Below are 17819 nucleotides of genomic sequence, written 5' to 3'. Positions count from 1 at the left end.
GACCCGGGCCGGGTCGCCGCCGAGGTAGGGCAGGCCCGCCAGCAGCAGTTGCAGCCGAAGCGACACGGTCCCATCGGGATTGGCGACGAAGGATTTGTCGATCCGGTCGAGCAGCTGGGGCAGGCGCGTATAGAAGTCGGTGAGCCCGCCGGTCGCGCCGGCGATGGGGTGCAGCACGCTGAGCAGGGCGTCGATGACCTGGGTGAAGCCGGGCTGCGGGAAGATGCGGATGGCGTCACCGATCACCTGGCCGATCAGCAGCACGATGGCCTCGAGGTCGTCGTGCCGATCGGTGAGGAAGGCGATCCGATCGGACTGTGCGCGAAAGACTTCCAGCGCACCGCGCGAGACCTGCACCAGATCCTGACTCAGCCGCGCGCCCTCGCGCAGGCCACCGCGCGGATCGAGGCCGACCAGCATCTGGTCCCCGACCTTCATCCGCCCGATGTCGATGGCCGTGGCGATCATCTTGCCGATGCCGTCGGCGCTGCCCTCGAACGACAGCACCTGGCCGATGCGCTCGGCGGGCGAGGCGTCGATCTTCCCGATCTGTTCGCCGACCATGCGGATCACCGTCGTGACGGTCACCGTCTGGGAGTCCCCGGGCAGGGTGATCGTCGCGCCGTCGGCGAGCGGGGCGCCCCGGGCGCCGAGGTAGAACAGCTCGAGCGCGGTCATCCCGAGGGTGTTGGAGGACACGAAGCGGGCTCGCACATTGTCGGCGAGGAATCTCGCGTTCTCCGGTTCGAGCGCCAGTTGCACGAATTGGCTTTCGGCGCCACGACTTTCGACCCGGGTGACCGAGCCGATCCGCAACCCGTCCATCTTGACGTCCGCGCCGGCGACGATGCCCTCGCCGACCTGCTGCGCCTCGATGTTGAGTATGAACTTCTCCGCGAAGCCGCCCTTGGCGTAGGTCGTGAACAGCACCGACACCAGGGTCAGCACGACCGCTCCGGCGATGCCGGTGAGCAGGAGCTGCCAGGCGGCGGGTCCGCGCCCGTTGATGGCCTGATATTTGGCGATTCCCATGGGCTATCCCGTAATTCGAATATCGCTGACGAACATGCCCCACAGCGCGGTGGTGAGCATCAGATCGAGCACGATGATGAGAACGAGGCTGGCGCGAATGGCGCGGCCGGAGGCCACACCCACCCCTTCGGGCCCGCCCGAGGCGTAGAAGCCGTAGTACGAGTGCACCAGGATGACCACGATGACGAAGACCACCGCTTTGAACAGCGAGAGGAAGATGTCCTTCGGAGCCAGGAACGCTTGGAAGTAGTGGTCGTAGGTGCCCCCGGCCTGGCCGTGGATCACCTTGATGAAGAACGCCGTCGCGAAGTAGCTGGCCGCCAGCGAGGCCAGGTAGACCGGCACCACGATGAGCACGCCGGCGATGACGCGGGTGGTCACCACGAACGGAATCGGTTCCACCGCTGTCGCTTCCAGCGCGTCGATCTCCTCGGAGATGCGCATGGAACCGATCTCGGCGGTGATGCGGCAGCCCGCCTGCGCGGCGAAGGCGATGGCGGCGATGATCGGGGCCAGTTCCCGGGTGTTGGCGAACGAGGAGACGAAGCCGGTGAGCGGACCCATGGCGAGCATGTCCAGCAGCCGGAATGCCTCGATGCCGATCGCCGCGCCGGTCATCAGGCCCATGAACACCACGACGCCGACCGTGCCGCCGCCGACGATGACGCGGCCGTTACCCCAGCCGATGTCCATGAACACGACGCCGATCTGGCGGCGGTAGCGCCGCACGGTGCGCGGGACCGCGCGCAGAACCTGGTAGGCGAAGGCGAATTGATGCCCGAGGCCGACCAGCGGCGTGATGGAGTTGCCGGCCCGATGGATCGAACGTTCGCCCCACGCACGGTATTTCGATGGCAGCACCATGTCAGAACCCCAGGTTTTCCGGGAACCAGATGGTCAGCAACTGGGTGATGAGCACGTTCGCGGCGAAGGTGATCATGACCCCGAGCACGACGGTGGCGTTCACGCAGTCGGCCACGCCCTTGGGGCCGCCGGAGGCTTCGAAGCCGCGCTGACTGGCCACCAGCACCACCAGGATTCCGAAGATGACGGTCTTGATGATGGCGATCACCAGATCGGTGGTGTTCGCGAAGGCCGCGAACGAGTTGAAGAACGCCCCCGCCACCCCGCCCTGCACCAGGGTCATCGAATAGATGGTGGCCATGCCGACGAACACCACGAGCACGCACATGAGCGGGCCCACGATGAACATGGCGGCCAGGCGCGGGGCGACCAGCCGGTGATTGGGGTTGATGCCGAGGGTGCGGATCGCGTCGATTTCCTCGCGGATCTTGCGCGCGCCCAGATCCGCGGCGACCGCCGCGCCCACCGCGCCGCCCATCAGGATGCCCGAAATCATCGGTGCCGCCTGGCGAATCACGCCCAGGCCACCGGCCGCGCCGGCCTGCGAGGTCGCGCCGACCTGCGCGGCGAGCGAGCCCGCCTGGATCTGCACGATCGCGCCCAGCGGTACCGAGATCAGGATCGCGGGCCAGCCCGAGACGCTCATCATGAACCACGCCTGGGTGAGCGTCTCGCGCCAGGGATGCCGCAGTTTCACCACGTCGTGCACGAGGCCGTAGATCGAATCGGCGCTCAGCACCACGAGGCGGCCGAAGGTGCCGATCGAACCGATCAGGGTGTTCCAGGCCCACAGGACCAGCCGCACCGCCGGGCGCAGCACGGGCGGCAGCTGTTTCTCCGGCGTCCAGCCGAGATCGTCGTCCGGCTCGCCGGACAGCGGGTTCGCTTCGTCTACGTCGTTTTCGGTCTTGCTCATGTCAACCGGCATCGCATTCATTTCGGCCCTACTCGGCCAGCATGTATTCGCATTGGTGACCCTCCCCGCCGCACCGTCTGAGACAATCTACTCGAAGCGCACAGCGCTGTCCGCGAATTGCGATATTCGGTAGACGCTAGGGCTGCCACCATTCGAATATCAGCTGTTCGAGCGGTTCGTCGCCACCGAATGTGGCGATCAATGCACTCTGAGTCAGCTTGATCGACAAACCGAAGCCGGCCCCGGACCAGCCGTCGGCCCGCGCGACGACAACCGCCCAGAGCGCCGACACCCCGTCACCCCGAACCAGCCGCAATGGGGGGCACTCCCGTTGCCGAACGGCGACATTGCCGTACTCGGGACGGCGGCATAGGCCGCGGCGTCCGGGAGCCGGGGTGGAATCGACTCGCGCGGGCCCGCCGGGCGTGGAGCGGTGGCCGTGGCGACCGTGACCGGCCACTCCTCGAGAATTCGCGCATATCGACTGAGACAGTTGCTAGCATACGGTGGCCCAAGACCCACCCAGGCGCAAGTTGCGGTGGTTATCAGTTGGAGGGGACATGAAAATCCATCGGGCAAAGCCAGTTTCACTGGCAATCGCAGCCCTCGCACTGTCTATGACACTTATGGGCTGCGGATCCGGGAACATCCGCAGCAGCGACGTCACCATTACCGTCGCCCCGACCGGCACGACCGCGACCGGTACCGGTACCGGCGCGACTCTGCCGGCCCCGATGACCGCCGCGCAGCTGGACGCCAAACTGCAGGACCTGTTCGGCGGGGGCCATCAGGTCTCCGATGATCAGCGACTGTCGATCGTGCAGGGTGGGGACAAGTTCCGCCAAGACCTGCCCGAGCTCCGAAAAGCCATGTCGGAGAACCCGAATGCCACGTTCGGCGTGGTCGATGGATCGATCGTGCTCAACGGCGACGTGCTCGAGGCCGAGTTCTGGCTGGACAAGGACGGCAACGGCAATCGCCGGTCGGCGCCGCTGAATCTGGTTCCGGCGAACGGGGAGTGGAAGATTCCGGTGAACGAGATCTGCGGGATCCTGGCCCAGACCGACTACCGGTCGCCCGCCTGCTGACCACGGGTTCGACTCGGGGACCGGGGAGATGTTTCACCGCCTGGGGCGCTGGACCTACCGCGCCAGATACACGGTCATCGCCGGATTCATCGCGCTCATGGGCATTTCGGGCGCGTACGGGCTCGGCTACCAGGACTCGCTGACCGCGCAGGGCTTCTTCGACGACAACAGCGAGTCGGTCGCCGGAACCGAGTTGGCCGACGAGGTGTTCGGCCGCGATTTCGACGGCGATGTCATCGCGCTCTACACGGCCCCGGCCGGCACGCGCGTCACCGATCCGGACATCGAGGCGGCCGGGCGCGCGCTGACCCAGCGGCTGCTGACCGAATTCCGCAGCGAGATAAAGGATGTCAGCGGGTACTGGAACGGCAGCCTGGGCAAGAGCCGGTTCCTGGACGCCGGGGCGACCACCGCGTTCCTGAGCATCGGCCTGCGGGGCAGCGGCGATCAGGACAGTGTCGAGAACTTCCACCGCATCCGGCACGAACTCGCCATCCCGGGGCTCGAGGTGCGCGTCGCCGGGCGGGTGCCCGTGGCCGACGCGGTCGGGCTCACCATGCAGGCCGATATCGAGCGCATGCATCTGATCGCCCTGCCGCTGGTGGCCGTCGTGCTGTTCTTCGTGTTCGGCGGGGTGGTCGCGGCCGCGCTGCCGCTGATCGTCGGCGGGCTCACGGTTGTCGGCTCCTGGGGCGTGATGAAGCTGCTCACCGGGGTCATGCCGGTGCATCAGTTCGCCGATGCCGTCATCTCGCTCATCGGATTGGGCCTGGCGATCGACTACGGGCTGTTCATGGTGAGCCGGTTCCGCGAGGAGCTCGCGCTGGGTAGCGACACCGATGCGGCGGTGCGCGTGGCGGTGTCGACCGCCGGGCGCACCATCGTGTTCTCGGCGACCATCATCGTGGTCTGCGTCGCGGGCGTGCTGATCTTTCCCATGACCTTTCTGCGCTCGGTGGCGCTGGGCGCGCTGACCGCGGTGGGGCTGGCCGCGCTGCTGTCGATCACGGTGCTACCGGCGATGCTCGCGGTGCTCGGCGCGCGGGTGGACGCGTTCGGCCTGAAACGCTTCTCCCGTATCGGGACTCTCGCGCAGGTCGACGCCTCGTTCTGGTCGCGACTGGCGCGCTGGGCCATGCACAGGCCGGCGTTACTGGCCTACCCGGTCATGCTGGCGCTGCTGGCCATGATTCTGCCGTTCCTGCACGCGGAATACGCCGGGCTCACCGAGAAGTATCTGCCGCCGGGCAACGAGACCCGTTCGGCGCAGCAGGATTTCGATGCGAGGTTCCCCACCGAGCGGGTGTCCCCGATCAAGCTGGTGATCGCGGGTGCCGATCGCGCCACCCTCGGGGCGATCGTCGCGGTGGCGAACCGAACCCCCGGGCTCACCGGTGAATTCGAGAAGCCCTTCTCCAACGGCGTCGCCGAGAACGGGGTGAACGTCAAGGTCTACGCCGCGGGGCTGGCCGATCCGCGTGCCGCGGACGAGGTGATCGCCACCCTGCGCGGGATCTCCCCACCGGACGGGGTACGCCTGTACGTGACGGGATTGCCGGTGCTCGAACGTGATTCGATACACGGGGTCATCGATCGGCTGCCGTGGCTGCTGGCGATTCTGGCGCTCGCCTCGTTCGCTTTGATGTTCCTGGCCTTCGGGTCGTTCGTGCTGCCGATCAAGGCGGTGCTGGTGAGCGCCCTGAGTTTGACCGCGACGCTGGGCTTCCTGTCGTTCGTCTTCTACGACGGGCACGGGGCCGGCGTCCTGAACTTCACCCCGCAGCCGCTGAGTTTCCCGGTGCTGGTGGTCATCATCGCGATCATCTTCGGGCTCTCCACCGACTACGAGATCTTCCTGATGTCGCGGATGGCCGAAGCGCGGGCGAAGGGCGCGTCCACCACCGAGTCGATTCGCCACGGCACCGCACACACCGGCGGCATCATCACCGCCGCGGCGCTGGTACTGATCATGGTGACCGGCGCGTTCGGCCTCTCGGATCTGGTGCTGATGAAGTACGTCGCGTACGGCATGATTCTCGCACTCGTTCTGGACGCCACCGTGATTCGCATGCTGCTGGTACCCGCGACCATGACGCTGCTCGGCGACCGATGCTGGTGGGCGCCGGGGTGGGCGAAGCGCCTGCACGATCGGATCGGCCCCGCCGCGGTCTAGCGGAGAACCCGGGTGCCCAACCCCAGCCACCGGTTGCAGATTGTCTCAGACACTACTAGTCTAAGCCCGGCGCGCGAACCCCGATGAGTACCCCACCGGGATTCGCACAGCCACGAGGCGGCCCGCTGCCCGGCCGAGTGCCCACTTGATGCGCCGGACCGCGGGCCGTCTCGGCGACCATCGGCGCGTCCACCGGCGTCACCCCACGAGCGGGCCGGGGACAACGCGGATCACTCGACACGGCCTGGACCGAATCCGAGGTCACACCCGGAAACACCAACGGCCCGAGATCATCTCGGGCCGTTGGTCTTCGGGTCTCGGGCCGCCGGGCATGCGTGCCGGCGGCTGCGGCGGAATCCTGCCGGGGGCTCCGGATGGGGGCTACTTGACCGAGTTGGCCAGTTGGTCGGCATAGGGGGCGACGAACTTGCCGAGCAGGGGGAGCTCGGCGCGGGCGCCGCCGGTCTTGTTGGCCTGCACCATCGCCAGGATCCAGACGACCAGGGTCAGCAGGCTCAGGGCCAGGCCGGCCAGGCTGAAGATGATGCCCAGCGCGCCGAGCAGGGAGCCCAGGATGCTCAGGACGATGTTGAGGACCGAGACCGCGCCGAAGAAGACGACCGACTGCGCGGCATGGAACTTCACGTCGGGGTCGTTCTTGCCCACGAAGAGGAAGATGACTCCGGTGAGCCAGCCCAGCGCGTAGGACAGGATCGCGCTGGTCTTCTTGTCGAGGCCGGTGGAGTTCGTGGGGTACTGAGAAGATGTCATGCGGTAAGTAGACGCGGCGCGACGCGCCTACCGATACCAACTTTCGGGGAAACCGCAGTTAACGGGAGTGCGCTGGTACCAATCCGTTCCGATTCGTACAAGCGCTCGCGCCGCGCCACCGGTCAAGATCATCGGATGATCGAACGCATCCACCCCTACATCGACGGTGACGACCCGGAAGCCTTCGCGGACTTCTACTCCGGCGTCTTCGGCCTCGAGGTCGCCATGCAAGCGCCCGTCCTCGGCTTCCGCGCCCCCGGAAACCCCGCGGCCCAGCTCATCGTCCTGGCGCCCGGAACCGAGACCCCGACCCCGCGCTTCGGCATCGACCTCGGCGACCCCGCCCTCGTCGACGCCGCGCACGCCGAAGCCCTGCGCCACGGCGCGAAGATCGTCTACCCGCTCACCGACGAACCGTGGGGCGTGCGGCGCTTTTTCGTCGAAGACCCCGGCGGCACCGTGATCAACGTGCTCGCCCACCACCGCTGACGGCCCGTAAACAATCATCGAAGCCCGCGCGAGCAGGCAGAATATCGATCGGCGGGCCCGCGCCGACCCTGCGCGAAAAACTCGTCGAAAAAAGTTTCGGCGACTTGTCGATCTTCGACACCACCCGTTCGACCTAGGGATGTAAGCAAGACCGACACCTACTCCAGGAGACGAACCATGAAGTACATGCTGATCATGCGAGCGACCGACGACGCCTGGGCCGCGATGGAGAAGTACGACTTCGACGAGATCCTCGAGACCATGGGCAAGTTCAACGACGAGCTGATCCGCGCCGGAATCCTGGTCGCGGCCGAGGGTCTCGAGGACGCCGCCCAGACGGTGGTCGTCGACTACGCCTCGGAGACCCCCGTGGTCACCGACGGTCCCTACGGCGAGACCAAGGAACTCTTCGGCGGCTACTACATCCTGAATGTGGCGTCCAAGGAAGAAGCCGTCGAATGGGCCAAGCGGATGCCGCTGACCGGCCCCGGCGTCAAGACCGAGATACGCCGCGTCACCTCCATCGACGAGTTCCCGCAGGACAACGAGTGGATCAAGAAGGAACGCGCCTGGCGCGAGGCCACCGGCCAGCTCTGATGACGCACCCCACCGGCCGGGAAGCCGTCGCCGCGGTCTGGCGCATCGAATCCGCGCGGATCGTCGGCGCGCTGGCCCGCTACACCGGCGACTTCGCGATGGCCGAGGATCTGGCGCAGGAAGCGCTGGCCGAGGCGCTGGTGACGTGGCCGCGCGAAGGCGTGCCGCGGCAGCCGGCCGGGTGGTTGCTCACGGTCGGCCGGCGCCGCGCGATCGACGCGTTCCGGCGCCGTGCCGCCCTCGACGATCGGTACAGCACCATGGCGGGCGCACTCGGCGAGGGTGGTGCGCTGACCGGTGGCGCGCCCGCCGAGCCCGCGCCGCCGGACGCCCAGGTGCTGTGGGATCCCGATCAGATCGACGACGACGTGCTCGCCCTGATGTTCATCTCCTGCCACCCGGTGCTCTCGCGCGAGGCTCGCCTGGCGCTGACGCTCCGGGTGGTCGGCGGTCTGACCAGTGACGAGATCGCCAAGGCGTGCCTGGTGCCGACCGCGACGGTGCAGGCGCGAATCACGCGGGCCAAGAAGACACTCGGCGCGGCCGAGGTCGCGTTCGAGGTGCCGCCCGCGGCCGAGCGCCCGGCCCGGCTCGGGTCGGTGCTCGGCGTCATCTACCTGATCTTCACCGAGGGCTCGTCGGCCAGTGCCGGCGGCGATCTGATCCGCACCGACCTGGCCGGCGAGGCGGTGCGGCTCGCCCGGGTGCTGGCCCGCCTCATGCCCGCCGAGGCCGAGGTGTACGGGTTGCTCGCCCTGCTCGAGCTCACCGCCGCCCGGTTCCCGGCTCGTACGGGTCCCGACGGCGAGCCGGTGCTGCTCGAACAGCAGGATCGCCGCCGCTGGGACCGCTCGGCGATCCTGCGCGGGCGGGCCGCGCTGACCAAGGCGGCCGAGGTGGGCCGCGGTCTCGGGGCGTACGGCCTGCAGGCCGCGATCGCCGAATGCCACGCCGTCGCACCGTCGGTCGAGGCGACGGACTGGGAACGAGTGGTCGTGCTCTACGAGGCGCTGGGCAGGCTCGCGCCCTCGCCGGTGGTGGAACTCAATCGCGCCGTGGCGGTGTCGATGGCGAGCGGCCCCGCCGCCGCCCTGCCGATCGTCGACGGCCTGACAGCCGCGGGGGCACTGGCGAATTCGCACCTGCTGCCGAGCGTGCGCGGCGAGCTGCTCACCCGTCTCGGCCGGACCGCCGAGGCTCGGGACGCGCTGAGCGAGGCGATTGCGCTGTGCGGCAACGAGCGGGAGAAGTCGGTGCTGGCCAAGAAACTCGCGAATCTGTAGATACGCCACGCCGAGACCCGAACCTGTTCGCGCGCAACAGTTTTCCGATACCTCGGTGCTGAGCTCACGGTCCGCGACCGGGCGACGCTACCAGGAGCCCGCTCCCGTGGCGTCGCCGGTTATGCGGCGTCGACGAACGCTCCGTCGACCAGGAGCGGAACCACCTTGCTCCCTTCGACTTCGGCCGCGACGGCTACGTCACCGCCGAAGCCCTTCGAGGTGAGTTCGCGGCCGGAGGCACAGTCGTGGATCAGCGCGGGGACGTCGGCGAGGCCGTCGTAACTCGCTTTGGCGACAACGGCTTCCGGTGAGAGCCCGCCCGGGACGAGGTCGGCGAGCACGCTGATGACCGCGGCCGCGCCGAGCCAGTCCTCCACCGCGGGCCGGATGACGCCGGTGCCCGGCCAGTGTTCCCCGGCGGCGATCACCGCCACCGGGTTCTCTTCGGTACCCCAGCCCCGGGCGGCGATCCACTCGGCGACCGCCGAAGCGTTGCGCAGGCAGGCGGCGAGCACCGGAATCCCGGTCACGGCAGCGCAAATAGCGGAACCGTTCGGCGAGGGCAGGACCAGTCGCTCGGGGGCGGGGGCTCGGCGCAGGGCGGCCGGCGAGAGCGACCAGGGTTGCTGTTCGGAGACGGCGCTACGCCCCACGGCCAGTTCCGCGTTCTGCTCGGCGGCGAACGCGGCCGCGTCGCCGTCGCGCCACGGGTAGGGCAGGACCCGGGTTCCGGCCTCGACCATGACCGACACCGATGTGGTGAAGGAAAGCACGTCCACGACGACGACGGCGGCGCTGCCCGGGCCGAGCGCCCGCGCGCCCGCCAGTCCCCAATCGATTCGAATCCCCGTCGGCAGCTGCTTCGCCCACTCCGGAACCTCGGTCATCCCCGCCCCTTCGACTCGCCTCGAACCCAGCTGGCCAGTGTGTCAGAAATCGACCCGGTTCGCCGAACGGCAGCACCCGCCAGTGGACCGAATACGAACCGGCAGTGCGGCATTCACCGCTCCTGGGCGATACACCGGACGCCGCAAACCCACCCCGAGTCACCGGCCGACCGTGTGCGGGGGGAATCGAGCGCTCGAACCCTCCTCAGCCGCGCAGTTCGGCGATCGCCTTCTCGATACGCCGCTGCCGGGTCTCGGGCTTCTTCGCGCCCTCGATCGCCAGGACATGCACGCGCTTTCGGCTGTGCGAAAGCTTGTCGTAGGCGGCGCGCGCCTTGGCGTCCGCATTCAGCGCGGCCGCGAAGTCCTCGGGTTCGACGACCTCGCGGGGCTCGGTGTCCAGTTCCACCTCGACCTCGATTTCTTCCCCGATGTCGACCCCTGCCGCCTCGCGATTCGCCCTACTCAACCCGATCAGGTGGCGACCGCGCATCAAAGCGATGCGGCTCCGCCACGAATGCCCGTTGATGGTGATCGTGACCGGCGGCCGTGCGCCCTCGCCGAGCGCCGTCACCACCTCGGCCGGAACTTCCAGGCCGCGCATGGGTTCGGGCGGCTCGACGTGGGATCGAAACTTCATGTGCGCTCTCCCTGGTGACTCACGGCGGAACCGGCTCGTCCGGCTCGCGCTCCCCACCTCGAGATCATCGCCGTGATCGGGACGGACCCGGCATATGCCACGCCGTCGCGAACCTCGGTGCGGCGGAGCCGCTGCTTCCGGTGGGTTCCCGGCCGCTGAAGCTCCAGCCGCCGGTCGGTATGGGTCCTACGGTATTTCCGCAGCAACCCCGCGACATCCGTGGTGACCACCGAACGCGCCACGGAGTGCCGCACGCAGGACTTCCCGCGCAACCGAAACGGCCGTGCGTGAGAATGTGGACGTGTCGAAGTCGAAGCTGGCCGCCGGGATCTCGGATCGTGAGGCCGAGGTGCTCGCCCTGGTCGGGCGATACCGCAGCAATGCCGAGATCGCCGCACAGTTGTTCATCTCGGTGCGCACCGTGGAGACCCACGTGTCGTCGCTGCTGCGCAAGGTCGGGGTGGCGGATCGGCGCGCGCTGGCCGAACGGGCCGCCGAGCTGGACCGGTCGCAGGCGAGCGGGGCGCCCGCCGCCGTGCTGCCCGCGCCGCTGACCTCGTTCGTCGGCCGTTCCCGCGAGCGCACCGAATTGCGCGAGGCGGTGCGGGCTCATCGGCACGTGACGGCGCTGGGTCCCGGCGGGGTCGGCAAGACGCGCCTGGCGTTGGCCGTCGCCGCCGACCTGTCCGGCGAATTCACCGGTGGCGCATGGTTCGTGGATCTGGTGCCGGTCACCGATCCGGCGATGGCCGGGGCCGCGGTGGCGCGGGCGCTCGGGCTCGCCGAGCAGCAGGGGCGCGGTCTCGAGGAGTCGGTGTCGGCCACCCTCGGCGACCGCCGGGTGCTGCTGGTGCTCGACAATTGCGAGCATCTGCGCGACGGGGTGGCGCCGTTCATCGAATACCTGCTCGCGAACTGCCCGAACGTGACGGTGCTGGCAACCAGCCGGGCCCGGCTGATGGTGCCGTTCGAGCAGGTTTTCACGGTGCCGCCGCTGTCGCTCGGGGACGATGGCGCGGATGCGGTCGCCCTGTTCCTGGATCGGGCCGCGGCCCTGGGCTGGCCGGTGGACGCCGAGCAGCTGGATCGGGTGCGGGAGATCTGCGGCCGGCTCGACGGGCTGGCGCTGGCCATCGAGCTCGCGGCCGCCCGGCTGCCCACCCTCGGGCTGGACGGGCTCGGGGCGAGCCTCGCGGATCCGCTGCGGCTGCTGGTCGGCGGGCGGCGGGCCGACGAACGGCATCAGTCCGTGCGGGCCATGCTGGATTGGAGCCAGGCGCTGCTGACCGGCGAGGATCGCCGTGTGCTGCGGCGCATCTCGGTGTTCGTCGCGCCGTTCACCGCCGTGGATGCCATGGCGGTGGCGGGTTCGGCGGAGCTGGACGCGATCGCGGTCGCCGACGGGCTGGCCCGGCTCACCGAACAGAGCCTGCTGACGGTGGTGCGGTCCCCGCGCGGGACCCGCTATCGGGCGCTGGAGACGATTCGCCAGTACGAGCGCGAGGAACTCGTGTCGGCCGGTGAACTCGAGGACACCCTTGCGCGGCATGTGAATTGGTGTGCGAGCGCTGCCCGCGAGCTGCTCGCCGACACCGAACGCCCGGTGCGGGAGCGGCATTCGGCGTTCGATGTGATCGCCGACGACATGCGCGCGGCACTGGCCTGGGTGGCCGCGCTTCCCGAACGGCGGGACGAGGCGTTCGATCTCGCTGTTTCACTGGCGCGGTTGACTTTCGACCGGAATCTGATCGGCGAATCGCAGCGGCGCTACGAACAGGCGGCCGCGCTGACCGCGGACTCGAGCGCCGCCGCCGCGACCCTGCGACGTGCTGCCGAAGTCGCCGGGTGCCGACTGCGCGGCGAGGACATGTATCGCCTGCACCGCGCGGCCGCCGCGATCGCGTCCGGCGCGGGTGATTCGGCCGCTGCGGCACGGGATCTGGCCACCGCCGCGATCACCGTCTTCCGGATGGCGGATACGTTCGCCCAGCCGGTCTCGGTGAGCGAGGCCGCGGCGCTGTTGAACGAGGCGCGCGCACTGGCCGGGAGCGATCCCGCCGCGCTGGCCGCCGTCGCGCTGGCCGAGTGCGGGGTACTCGCGCATGCCGACGTCGAGGCCGACGCACCCGAGCACGACCCCGAGCGCGGGTCGGAAGGGCTTGCCTCCGAAGCGCTCACCCGCGCCGAGCACGCGGTGGATCTGGCCGACCGCACCCGCGACCCGCTCGCGCGCAGCGCCGCACTGGACGCGCTCGCCGCGGCGCAGTGCTGGGCCGGGGACATCTTCGCCACCGCCGGCACCACCCAGCGGCGGGTGGCGCTGCTGTCCGCCATGCCGCTCTCGCCCGCCAGTTCCCTCGAACATGTCAACGCGCTGTCCGAGGCGGCCGAGATCGCCATCGGCGTCGGCGATCTGGCGGCTTCGCGGCGCTGGGCCGAACAGTTGCACGATCTGCCGCTGCTGGCCGAGCGTGGTGATGTCGCCACGGCCGCGCTGCTGGTGGCGGAGGCGCTGGCGGGCAACCTCGACGAAGTACTCACCGGCAGTGGACGATTCCTGGACGCGTGGGAGCTGTCGGGCCGCCCGCACTCCCCCGGCCTGGCTCCCGCCGCCGCGGCGGTCGCGATGGCACACGGCCTGCGCGGCGACGATGCCGCGCGCGGCGACTGGCTCGCGATCGTGGACGCGCTCGGCGGCACCGGCGCGCAGCAGTCCGCCTATCGCTCGGTGTTCGAGGCGATCGTGCTGCTCGATCGCGGTGAGAATGCCGCGGCGCTGGCGCAATTACCCATCGAACAGGATTCCCCCGACGAGCGCGCAATCTGGATCTGGCGCCACTGGTACGTGGCCCTGCGCGCCGAGGCGGCGGTCCTCGCCGGCCACCCGGACGCGCCCACCTACGTCGCCGCCGCCCGAACCACGGTGTCCGGCAACCCGATAGCCGCCCCGATCGTGGAACGCGCCGCGGCCCTCCTGGACGCCGCCCCCACCCGCCTCCCCGCCCTCGCGTCGGAGTTCGACCACGCCCACTGCCCCTACCAATCGACCCGAACCCGAACCCTCGAGTCCCGGTCCTGATCCCCTCACATGGCGCACCAACCCCTCGACGCCGTCGAATGCCCCTTCCGCTGGCATCGGGTCAACGACGGAACACACCATCGAGGGAGGTGGGCGGCCACGGGGACCACCCACCACCGCCTCAGCGAACCGCGATCTCGTCACCGATGAGGTGCAGGCGCCGGGACAGGTCGGAGACGAACACGCCTTCGGGATCGACAGTTTCGCGGGTGCGCCGCCATTCGTCCAGACGTGGATACATGGCGCGGACCATCTCAGGTGTCGTTCGAGAGTCCTTGGCGAAATACAGTCGGCCACCGGCGTCCTGGACACGCTGGTCGAGGCGAGTACAGAACTCGGCCAGTCCCGGCGCGAGCGGGAAATCGAGGCTGAGCATGTAGCCCGGATGCGGCCACGACAGTGGTGCGTCGTTGGCGGGGCCCATGCGCTTGAAAACATTCAGGAACGACCGGTGCCCGGAGTGCGCGATCGCTCGCACGGTGGCAGCCAGCTGTTGTTCGGCGCCGAACGGCATGGAGAACTGGTACTGCAGGAATCCTCGGCGACCGTAGGCGCGGTTCCATTCGCCCAGCAGATCCAGTGGGTGATAGAACTGCGTGAGGTTCTGGATACGCCCCCGTGCTCGGCGCGGATACACCCGGTGTGCGGCCTCGGCTGCGATGCGAGTCGTCAGGTTGTTCACCATGCCGTTGGGGAAGATGTCCGGCACGGTAAGCAGTTGCGGCGCATCGAATTTGAGCGGATTGCGGCGCAGTTTGGGCGGCAACTGATCCAGGGTGGCCAGCGACTCGCGGCTGAATCCGGCACGACCGAGTCTGGAGTCGATACTGATCGTGTCCGGAACCGACATCGAGTACTCGTAGCCGTCGTCGGAGCCGCCGGTCAGCAGCTCCATGGTCTGTTCGAGGTTGTCGGTGCGGTCGTTGTCAACGATGAAGTACGCGGTCTCGGTGTGCTTCATACGAATTCGAGCACGCACGATGATGCCGGTCAGGCCCATTCCACCGACGGTGGCCCAGAACAGTTCCGCATCCGGTCCGTCGGGAGTCAGAGTCCGTATCGTTCCGTCGGCGGTGAGCAGGTCCATCGAGCGCACATGGTTGCCGAAGCTGCCGTGCGAGTGATGGTTCTTGCCGTGGATGTCGGAGGCGATCGCTCCGCCGATGGTGACCTGACGGGTGCCGGGCAGGACCGGCACCCACAGCCCTCGGGGCAGACCGGCTTTCATCAGCGCATCGAGACTCACCCCGGCGTCGGCGTCGACAACCCCGGTGTCGGGATCGACGTCGTGGATTCGATCGAAGGCCGTCATGTCGATGACCAGACCACCCGCGTTCTGGGCGGGATCGCCGTAGCTGCGGCCAAGGCCGCGGGCGATGACTCCGCGTGACCCTGCGGTACGAACGGCTCGAGCCACGATATCGACATCCGGCGTGCAAAGTACCTGCGCTACAGACGATGCCGTACGACCCCACCCGGACAGCGTCCGTCGTTCCATCATCGATCCCCCTTGATTGGCATTCACCCCGCCACGGTAGCCGCGCGCCGCAACGCGCCGCCAGGACGTCGAAACCGTGCCGGATCCCGGATCTCACCTACTTGCCGGGTGAACTTTCGACCCATCTGGGACGCGACCATTCATAGGGTTCCAAAGGCGCGGCGGCCGAGCGTGGCTCGTGCGCTGGTGAATGCTCGACATGAAGTGTCGCGGGGGTGGGCCCGCTCTGGCGCAGAAGCATCGCGGAGGTCGGCTAGGGCCCGGTGTTCTCGTCACGGAGCGCGGTGATCATGCTGCGCAGGGAATGGAACGCAGCGGTCCGTTCGGGGGCGGTCATGCCGGAGAGCATCGTGAGTTCCACGGAACGGACTGCGGCGGAGGCTTTTTCGAGACTTCGGCGGCCTCGGGGGGTTAGGCGGGTGGGGAGGGCCTTGCCCACCGGGGCCTCGGCGGGGCGGGTTACATAGCCGTCGCGTTCCAGGGACTGGAGCAGGACGTTCATGGTTTGGCGGGTGACGAACGCGCCGCGGGCCAGGTCGGAGTTCGACAGGCCGGGGCGCTGGGCCAGCAGCTCGAGGCAGGAGTAGTGGGTGACGCTCATGCCGAGGGGGCGCAGGACCTCCTCCATGGCCGCACGGAGTGCGCTCGAAGCCTCTTTCAGCAGGTAGCCGAGCGAAGTTTCCAGGTCGATGCCGTCTTGACTCATGTCAGTATTCTGACATACATTGAGGCATGTCAGTAAACTGACATACCCGGAAGGAGATCACCATGCCCGTCACCGGCCCCGACTTCATCTCGCTCCAGACGCGCGACCTCGCCGCTTCCCAGGCGTTCTACGAGCGGTACCTGGGCCTCGTCCGTTCCCCGGCCGGCCCGCCGCACGCCGTGGTGTTCGAGACGAAGCCGATCGCGTTCGCCCTCCGCGACCTGATTCCCGGCACCGACCTGGAATCCGCCGCCCACCCCGGATTGGGCGCGGCGATCTGGCTACACGCCACCGACGTCCAAGCGATCCACGACGCCCTCGCCGCGGATGGCCATCTCATCGTCTCGCCCCCGATGGACGGCCCTTTCGGCCGGACCTTCACCTTCGCCGACCCCGACGGCTACCGAATCACCCTCCACGACCGCACCTGAGCACCCGGCCATGCCCGCGATGTTCCGGCCCTATCCCGAGGTGCCGGAAAACCCGGCCTCGGTGAACGCCCGCAGGCCGGACCGTCACCAGCACGCCGCTCGACTGTGCGGCAATGACTTCCACTGATAGCGTTCCCTCCCGGCAGGCGTTATGCCTGGATCGTCTGGGGGGATGTTGTTGATTCGGTCAATAGCGGTGTGCCTGTCAGCAGTGGCGCTGGTGGCCGGGAGCGCAGCCGTCGCGGGTTCCGACCCCATCGGCGTGACCGTCCTGCCCCGGCCCGACGGGCCGCATCGAGTGGGTGAAACCGTTGTGCACCTGGTCGATTCAGCTCGGGAAGACCCGTTCCATCCCGACCGGCAGCGCGAGTTGATGGTGTCGGTGTTCTATCCCGCCGAAGCCGTCGAGGGGCACCCGCGCGCCCATTACCTTTCCACCGCACTCATTCCCGATATGGAAGAGCGTTTCGGGCTGGAGATCCCGGGACTCCTGACCAACTCCTACACCGGTGCGCCCGCACTTGCCGGAGGGCCGTACCCGGTGATCCTGTACTCGCCCGGAGCCGGTGACACCCGGATCTACGGGACCGGGCTGGCGGAGGACCTTGCCAGCCGTGGCTACGTCGTGGTCACCGTCGACCCCACGTACGAATCGACCGTCGAGTTTCCCGGGGGCAGGGTCGAACGGCCCGCACCGCTGCCCGGCGGATTCGACAGGGACATCCGTAAGAAGTTCATCGCGGCGCGACTGCTCGACATCCGATTCGTCCTGGACTCGCTGGCCCGGATCGCCGGTGGGGACAATCCCGACGCCGGCCACAGGGCGCTGCCGGCCGGGCTCGGTCATGCCCTGGACCTCGAGCGTGTGGGCATGGTCGGGCATTCGTCCGGCGGGTACACCGCGGTCGAATCGTTGCACGACGACCGCAGGATCGACGCCGCGGTCGATCTCGACGGGCAGATCGGCGTCGACGAGGAATTCGGGCGCGCGGCCGCGGAGGGGGTCGACCGGCCAGTGCTGGTGATGACCAGCGGGCAGATCGAGGAGGTCGGGGACGCCAACCCGTCGCTGGCCGCGTTCTGGACGAACGCCACCGGCTGGAAACGCCAACTGACCTTGCGGGATTCGGCGCACTACGACTACACCGATTTCCCCGCGCTGGTGCCCGCGATCGCCCGCCCCGTGGCAGCGAGATACATCGGTCCCATCGCCGCGGAGCGTGCCACCACCCTCGTGCGCACGTACGTGGCGGCCATGTTCGACAAGTTCCTGCGCGACCGCACCGACACCCCGCTCGACCGGCAACCCGCCGAGCCCGAGATCGTCGTCACGCGCTGACAGCACTCCCGCGTCGGTAGCCTGTC

17 protein-coding genes are annotated in these 17819 nt (G+C 68.6%); 8 read left to right on the top strand and 9 right to left on the bottom strand.

The annotated features are described in order from the left end of the window. From ABZ319_RS31785 to ABZ319_RS31770, 4 genes are all read right to left on the bottom strand, one after another. Positions 1-1032: MlaD family protein (locus tag ABZ319_RS31785; RefSeq protein ID WP_354990221.1), on the bottom strand; the 1032-nt coding region annotated here is incomplete at its 3' end. Between the two features lie 3 nt (positions 1033-1035). Further along, the gene (locus ABZ319_RS31780; protein WP_354990220.1) at positions 1036-1896 is read right to left on the bottom strand and encodes an ABC transporter permease; all 861 of its coding nucleotides are present in this window, start codon (positions 1894-1896) and stop codon (positions 1036-1038) included. Position 1897: 1 nt separating this feature from the next. Further along, positions 1898-2812: an ABC transporter permease gene (locus tag ABZ319_RS31775; RefSeq protein ID WP_354990219.1), complete on the bottom strand. Its 915-nt coding sequence runs from the start codon at positions 2810-2812 to the stop codon at positions 1898-1900. A 136-nt stretch (positions 2813-2948) separates the two neighbouring features. Then, positions 2949-3104, bottom strand: a complete 156-nt coding sequence (locus ABZ319_RS31770; protein ID WP_354990218.1) for a hypothetical protein — start codon at positions 3102-3104, stop codon at positions 2949-2951. Between the two features lie 442 nt (positions 3105-3546). Here ABZ319_RS31770 and ABZ319_RS31765 point away from each other — a divergent pair, with 442 nt between their 5' ends. Together ABZ319_RS31765 and ABZ319_RS31760 are read left to right on the top strand one after the other, a co-directional pair. Beyond that, on the top strand, positions 3547-3900 hold the full coding sequence (locus ABZ319_RS31765; RefSeq protein ID WP_354990217.1) for a hypothetical protein: 354 nt from the start codon (positions 3547-3549) through the stop codon (positions 3898-3900). A 28-nt stretch (positions 3901-3928) separates the two neighbouring features. Further along, positions 3929-6073: an MMPL family transporter gene (locus ABZ319_RS31760; RefSeq protein WP_354990216.1), complete on the top strand. Its 2145-nt coding sequence runs from the start codon at positions 3929-3931 to the stop codon at positions 6071-6073. 381 nt (positions 6074-6454) lie between these two features. On the opposite strand, the gene ABZ319_RS31755 is transcribed toward ABZ319_RS31760, so the two are convergent. Further along, a complete protein-coding gene (locus ABZ319_RS31755) occupies positions 6455-6844 on the bottom strand; it encodes a DUF4870 domain-containing protein (RefSeq protein ID WP_354990215.1) in 390 nt (129 codons plus the stop codon). Between the two features lie 135 nt (positions 6845-6979). Here ABZ319_RS31755 and ABZ319_RS31750 point away from each other — a divergent pair, with 135 nt between their 5' ends. The 3 genes from ABZ319_RS31750 to ABZ319_RS31740 all read left to right on the top strand — a co-directional run bounded on the left by ABZ319_RS31750 (position 6980) and on the right by ABZ319_RS31740 (position 9213). Continuing rightward, positions 6980-7333 (top strand): VOC family protein, encoded by a 354-nt coding sequence (locus ABZ319_RS31750; RefSeq protein ID WP_354990214.1) that lies wholly within the window; start codon positions 6980-6982, stop codon positions 7331-7333. Positions 7334-7510: 177 nt separating this feature from the next. Then, entirely contained in the window at positions 7511-7930 is a 420-nt protein-coding gene (locus tag ABZ319_RS31745) for a YciI family protein (protein WP_354990213.1), read from the top strand. After that, positions 7930-9213, top strand: coding sequence for a DUF6596 domain-containing protein (locus ABZ319_RS31740; protein ID WP_354990212.1), 1284 nt, complete (start codon positions 7930-7932; stop codon positions 9211-9213). Before ABZ319_RS31745 ends, ABZ319_RS31740 begins: the two co-directional genes overlap by 1 nt. Positions 9214-9332: 119 nt before the next feature. On the opposite strand, the gene ABZ319_RS31735 is transcribed toward ABZ319_RS31740, so the two are convergent. Together ABZ319_RS31735 and ABZ319_RS31730 are read right to left on the bottom strand one after the other, a co-directional pair. Then, on the bottom strand, positions 9333-10100 hold the full coding sequence (locus ABZ319_RS31735) for a 2-phosphosulfolactate phosphatase (protein ID WP_354990211.1): 768 nt from the start codon (positions 10098-10100) through the stop codon (positions 9333-9335). A gap of 205 nt (positions 10101-10305) precedes the next feature. Further along, positions 10306-10740 carry a YdeI/OmpD-associated family protein gene (locus ABZ319_RS31730; RefSeq protein ID WP_354990210.1) on the bottom strand — a complete coding sequence of 145 codons (435 nt, stop codon included), beginning with the start codon at positions 10738-10740 and terminating at the stop codon, positions 10306-10308. A 301-nt stretch (positions 10741-11041) separates the two neighbouring features. Here ABZ319_RS31730 and ABZ319_RS31725 point away from each other — a divergent pair, with 301 nt between their 5' ends. Beyond that, positions 11042-13819, top strand: a complete 2778-nt coding sequence (locus ABZ319_RS31725) for a LuxR C-terminal-related transcriptional regulator (RefSeq protein ID WP_354990209.1) — start codon at positions 11042-11044, stop codon at positions 13817-13819. A 121-nt stretch (positions 13820-13940) separates the two neighbouring features. On the opposite strand, the gene ABZ319_RS31720 is transcribed toward ABZ319_RS31725, so the two are convergent. Together ABZ319_RS31720 and ABZ319_RS31715 are read right to left on the bottom strand one after the other, a co-directional pair. Continuing rightward, positions 13941-15320 carry an FAD-binding oxidoreductase gene (locus tag ABZ319_RS31720; RefSeq protein ID WP_354990208.1) on the bottom strand — a complete coding sequence of 460 codons (1380 nt, stop codon included), beginning with the start codon at positions 15318-15320 and terminating at the stop codon, positions 13941-13943. A 250-nt stretch (positions 15321-15570) separates the two neighbouring features. Beyond that, positions 15571-16023, bottom strand: coding sequence for a MarR family transcriptional regulator (locus ABZ319_RS31715; protein WP_354990207.1), 453 nt, complete (start codon positions 16021-16023; stop codon positions 15571-15573). Positions 16024-16085: 62 nt separating this feature from the next. On the opposite strand from ABZ319_RS31715, the gene ABZ319_RS31710 reads away from it, so the two are divergent. Both ABZ319_RS31710 and ABZ319_RS31705 read left to right on the top strand, forming a co-directional pair. Next, positions 16086-16454 (top strand): VOC family protein, encoded by a 369-nt coding sequence (locus ABZ319_RS31710; RefSeq protein ID WP_354990206.1) that lies wholly within the window; start codon positions 16086-16088, stop codon positions 16452-16454. Positions 16455-16626: 172 nt separating this feature from the next. After that, on the top strand, positions 16627-17793 hold the full coding sequence (locus ABZ319_RS31705; RefSeq protein WP_354990205.1) for a hypothetical protein: 1167 nt from the start codon (positions 16627-16629) through the stop codon (positions 17791-17793). Positions 17794-17819: the final 26 nt, after the last annotated feature.

This window comes from Nocardia sp. NPDC005978, assembly GCF_040614455.1.
Classification (GTDB): Bacteria; Actinomycetota; Actinomycetes; order Mycobacteriales; family Mycobacteriaceae; genus Nocardia.
This window is presented reverse-complemented; position numbering and strand designations above follow the sequence as displayed.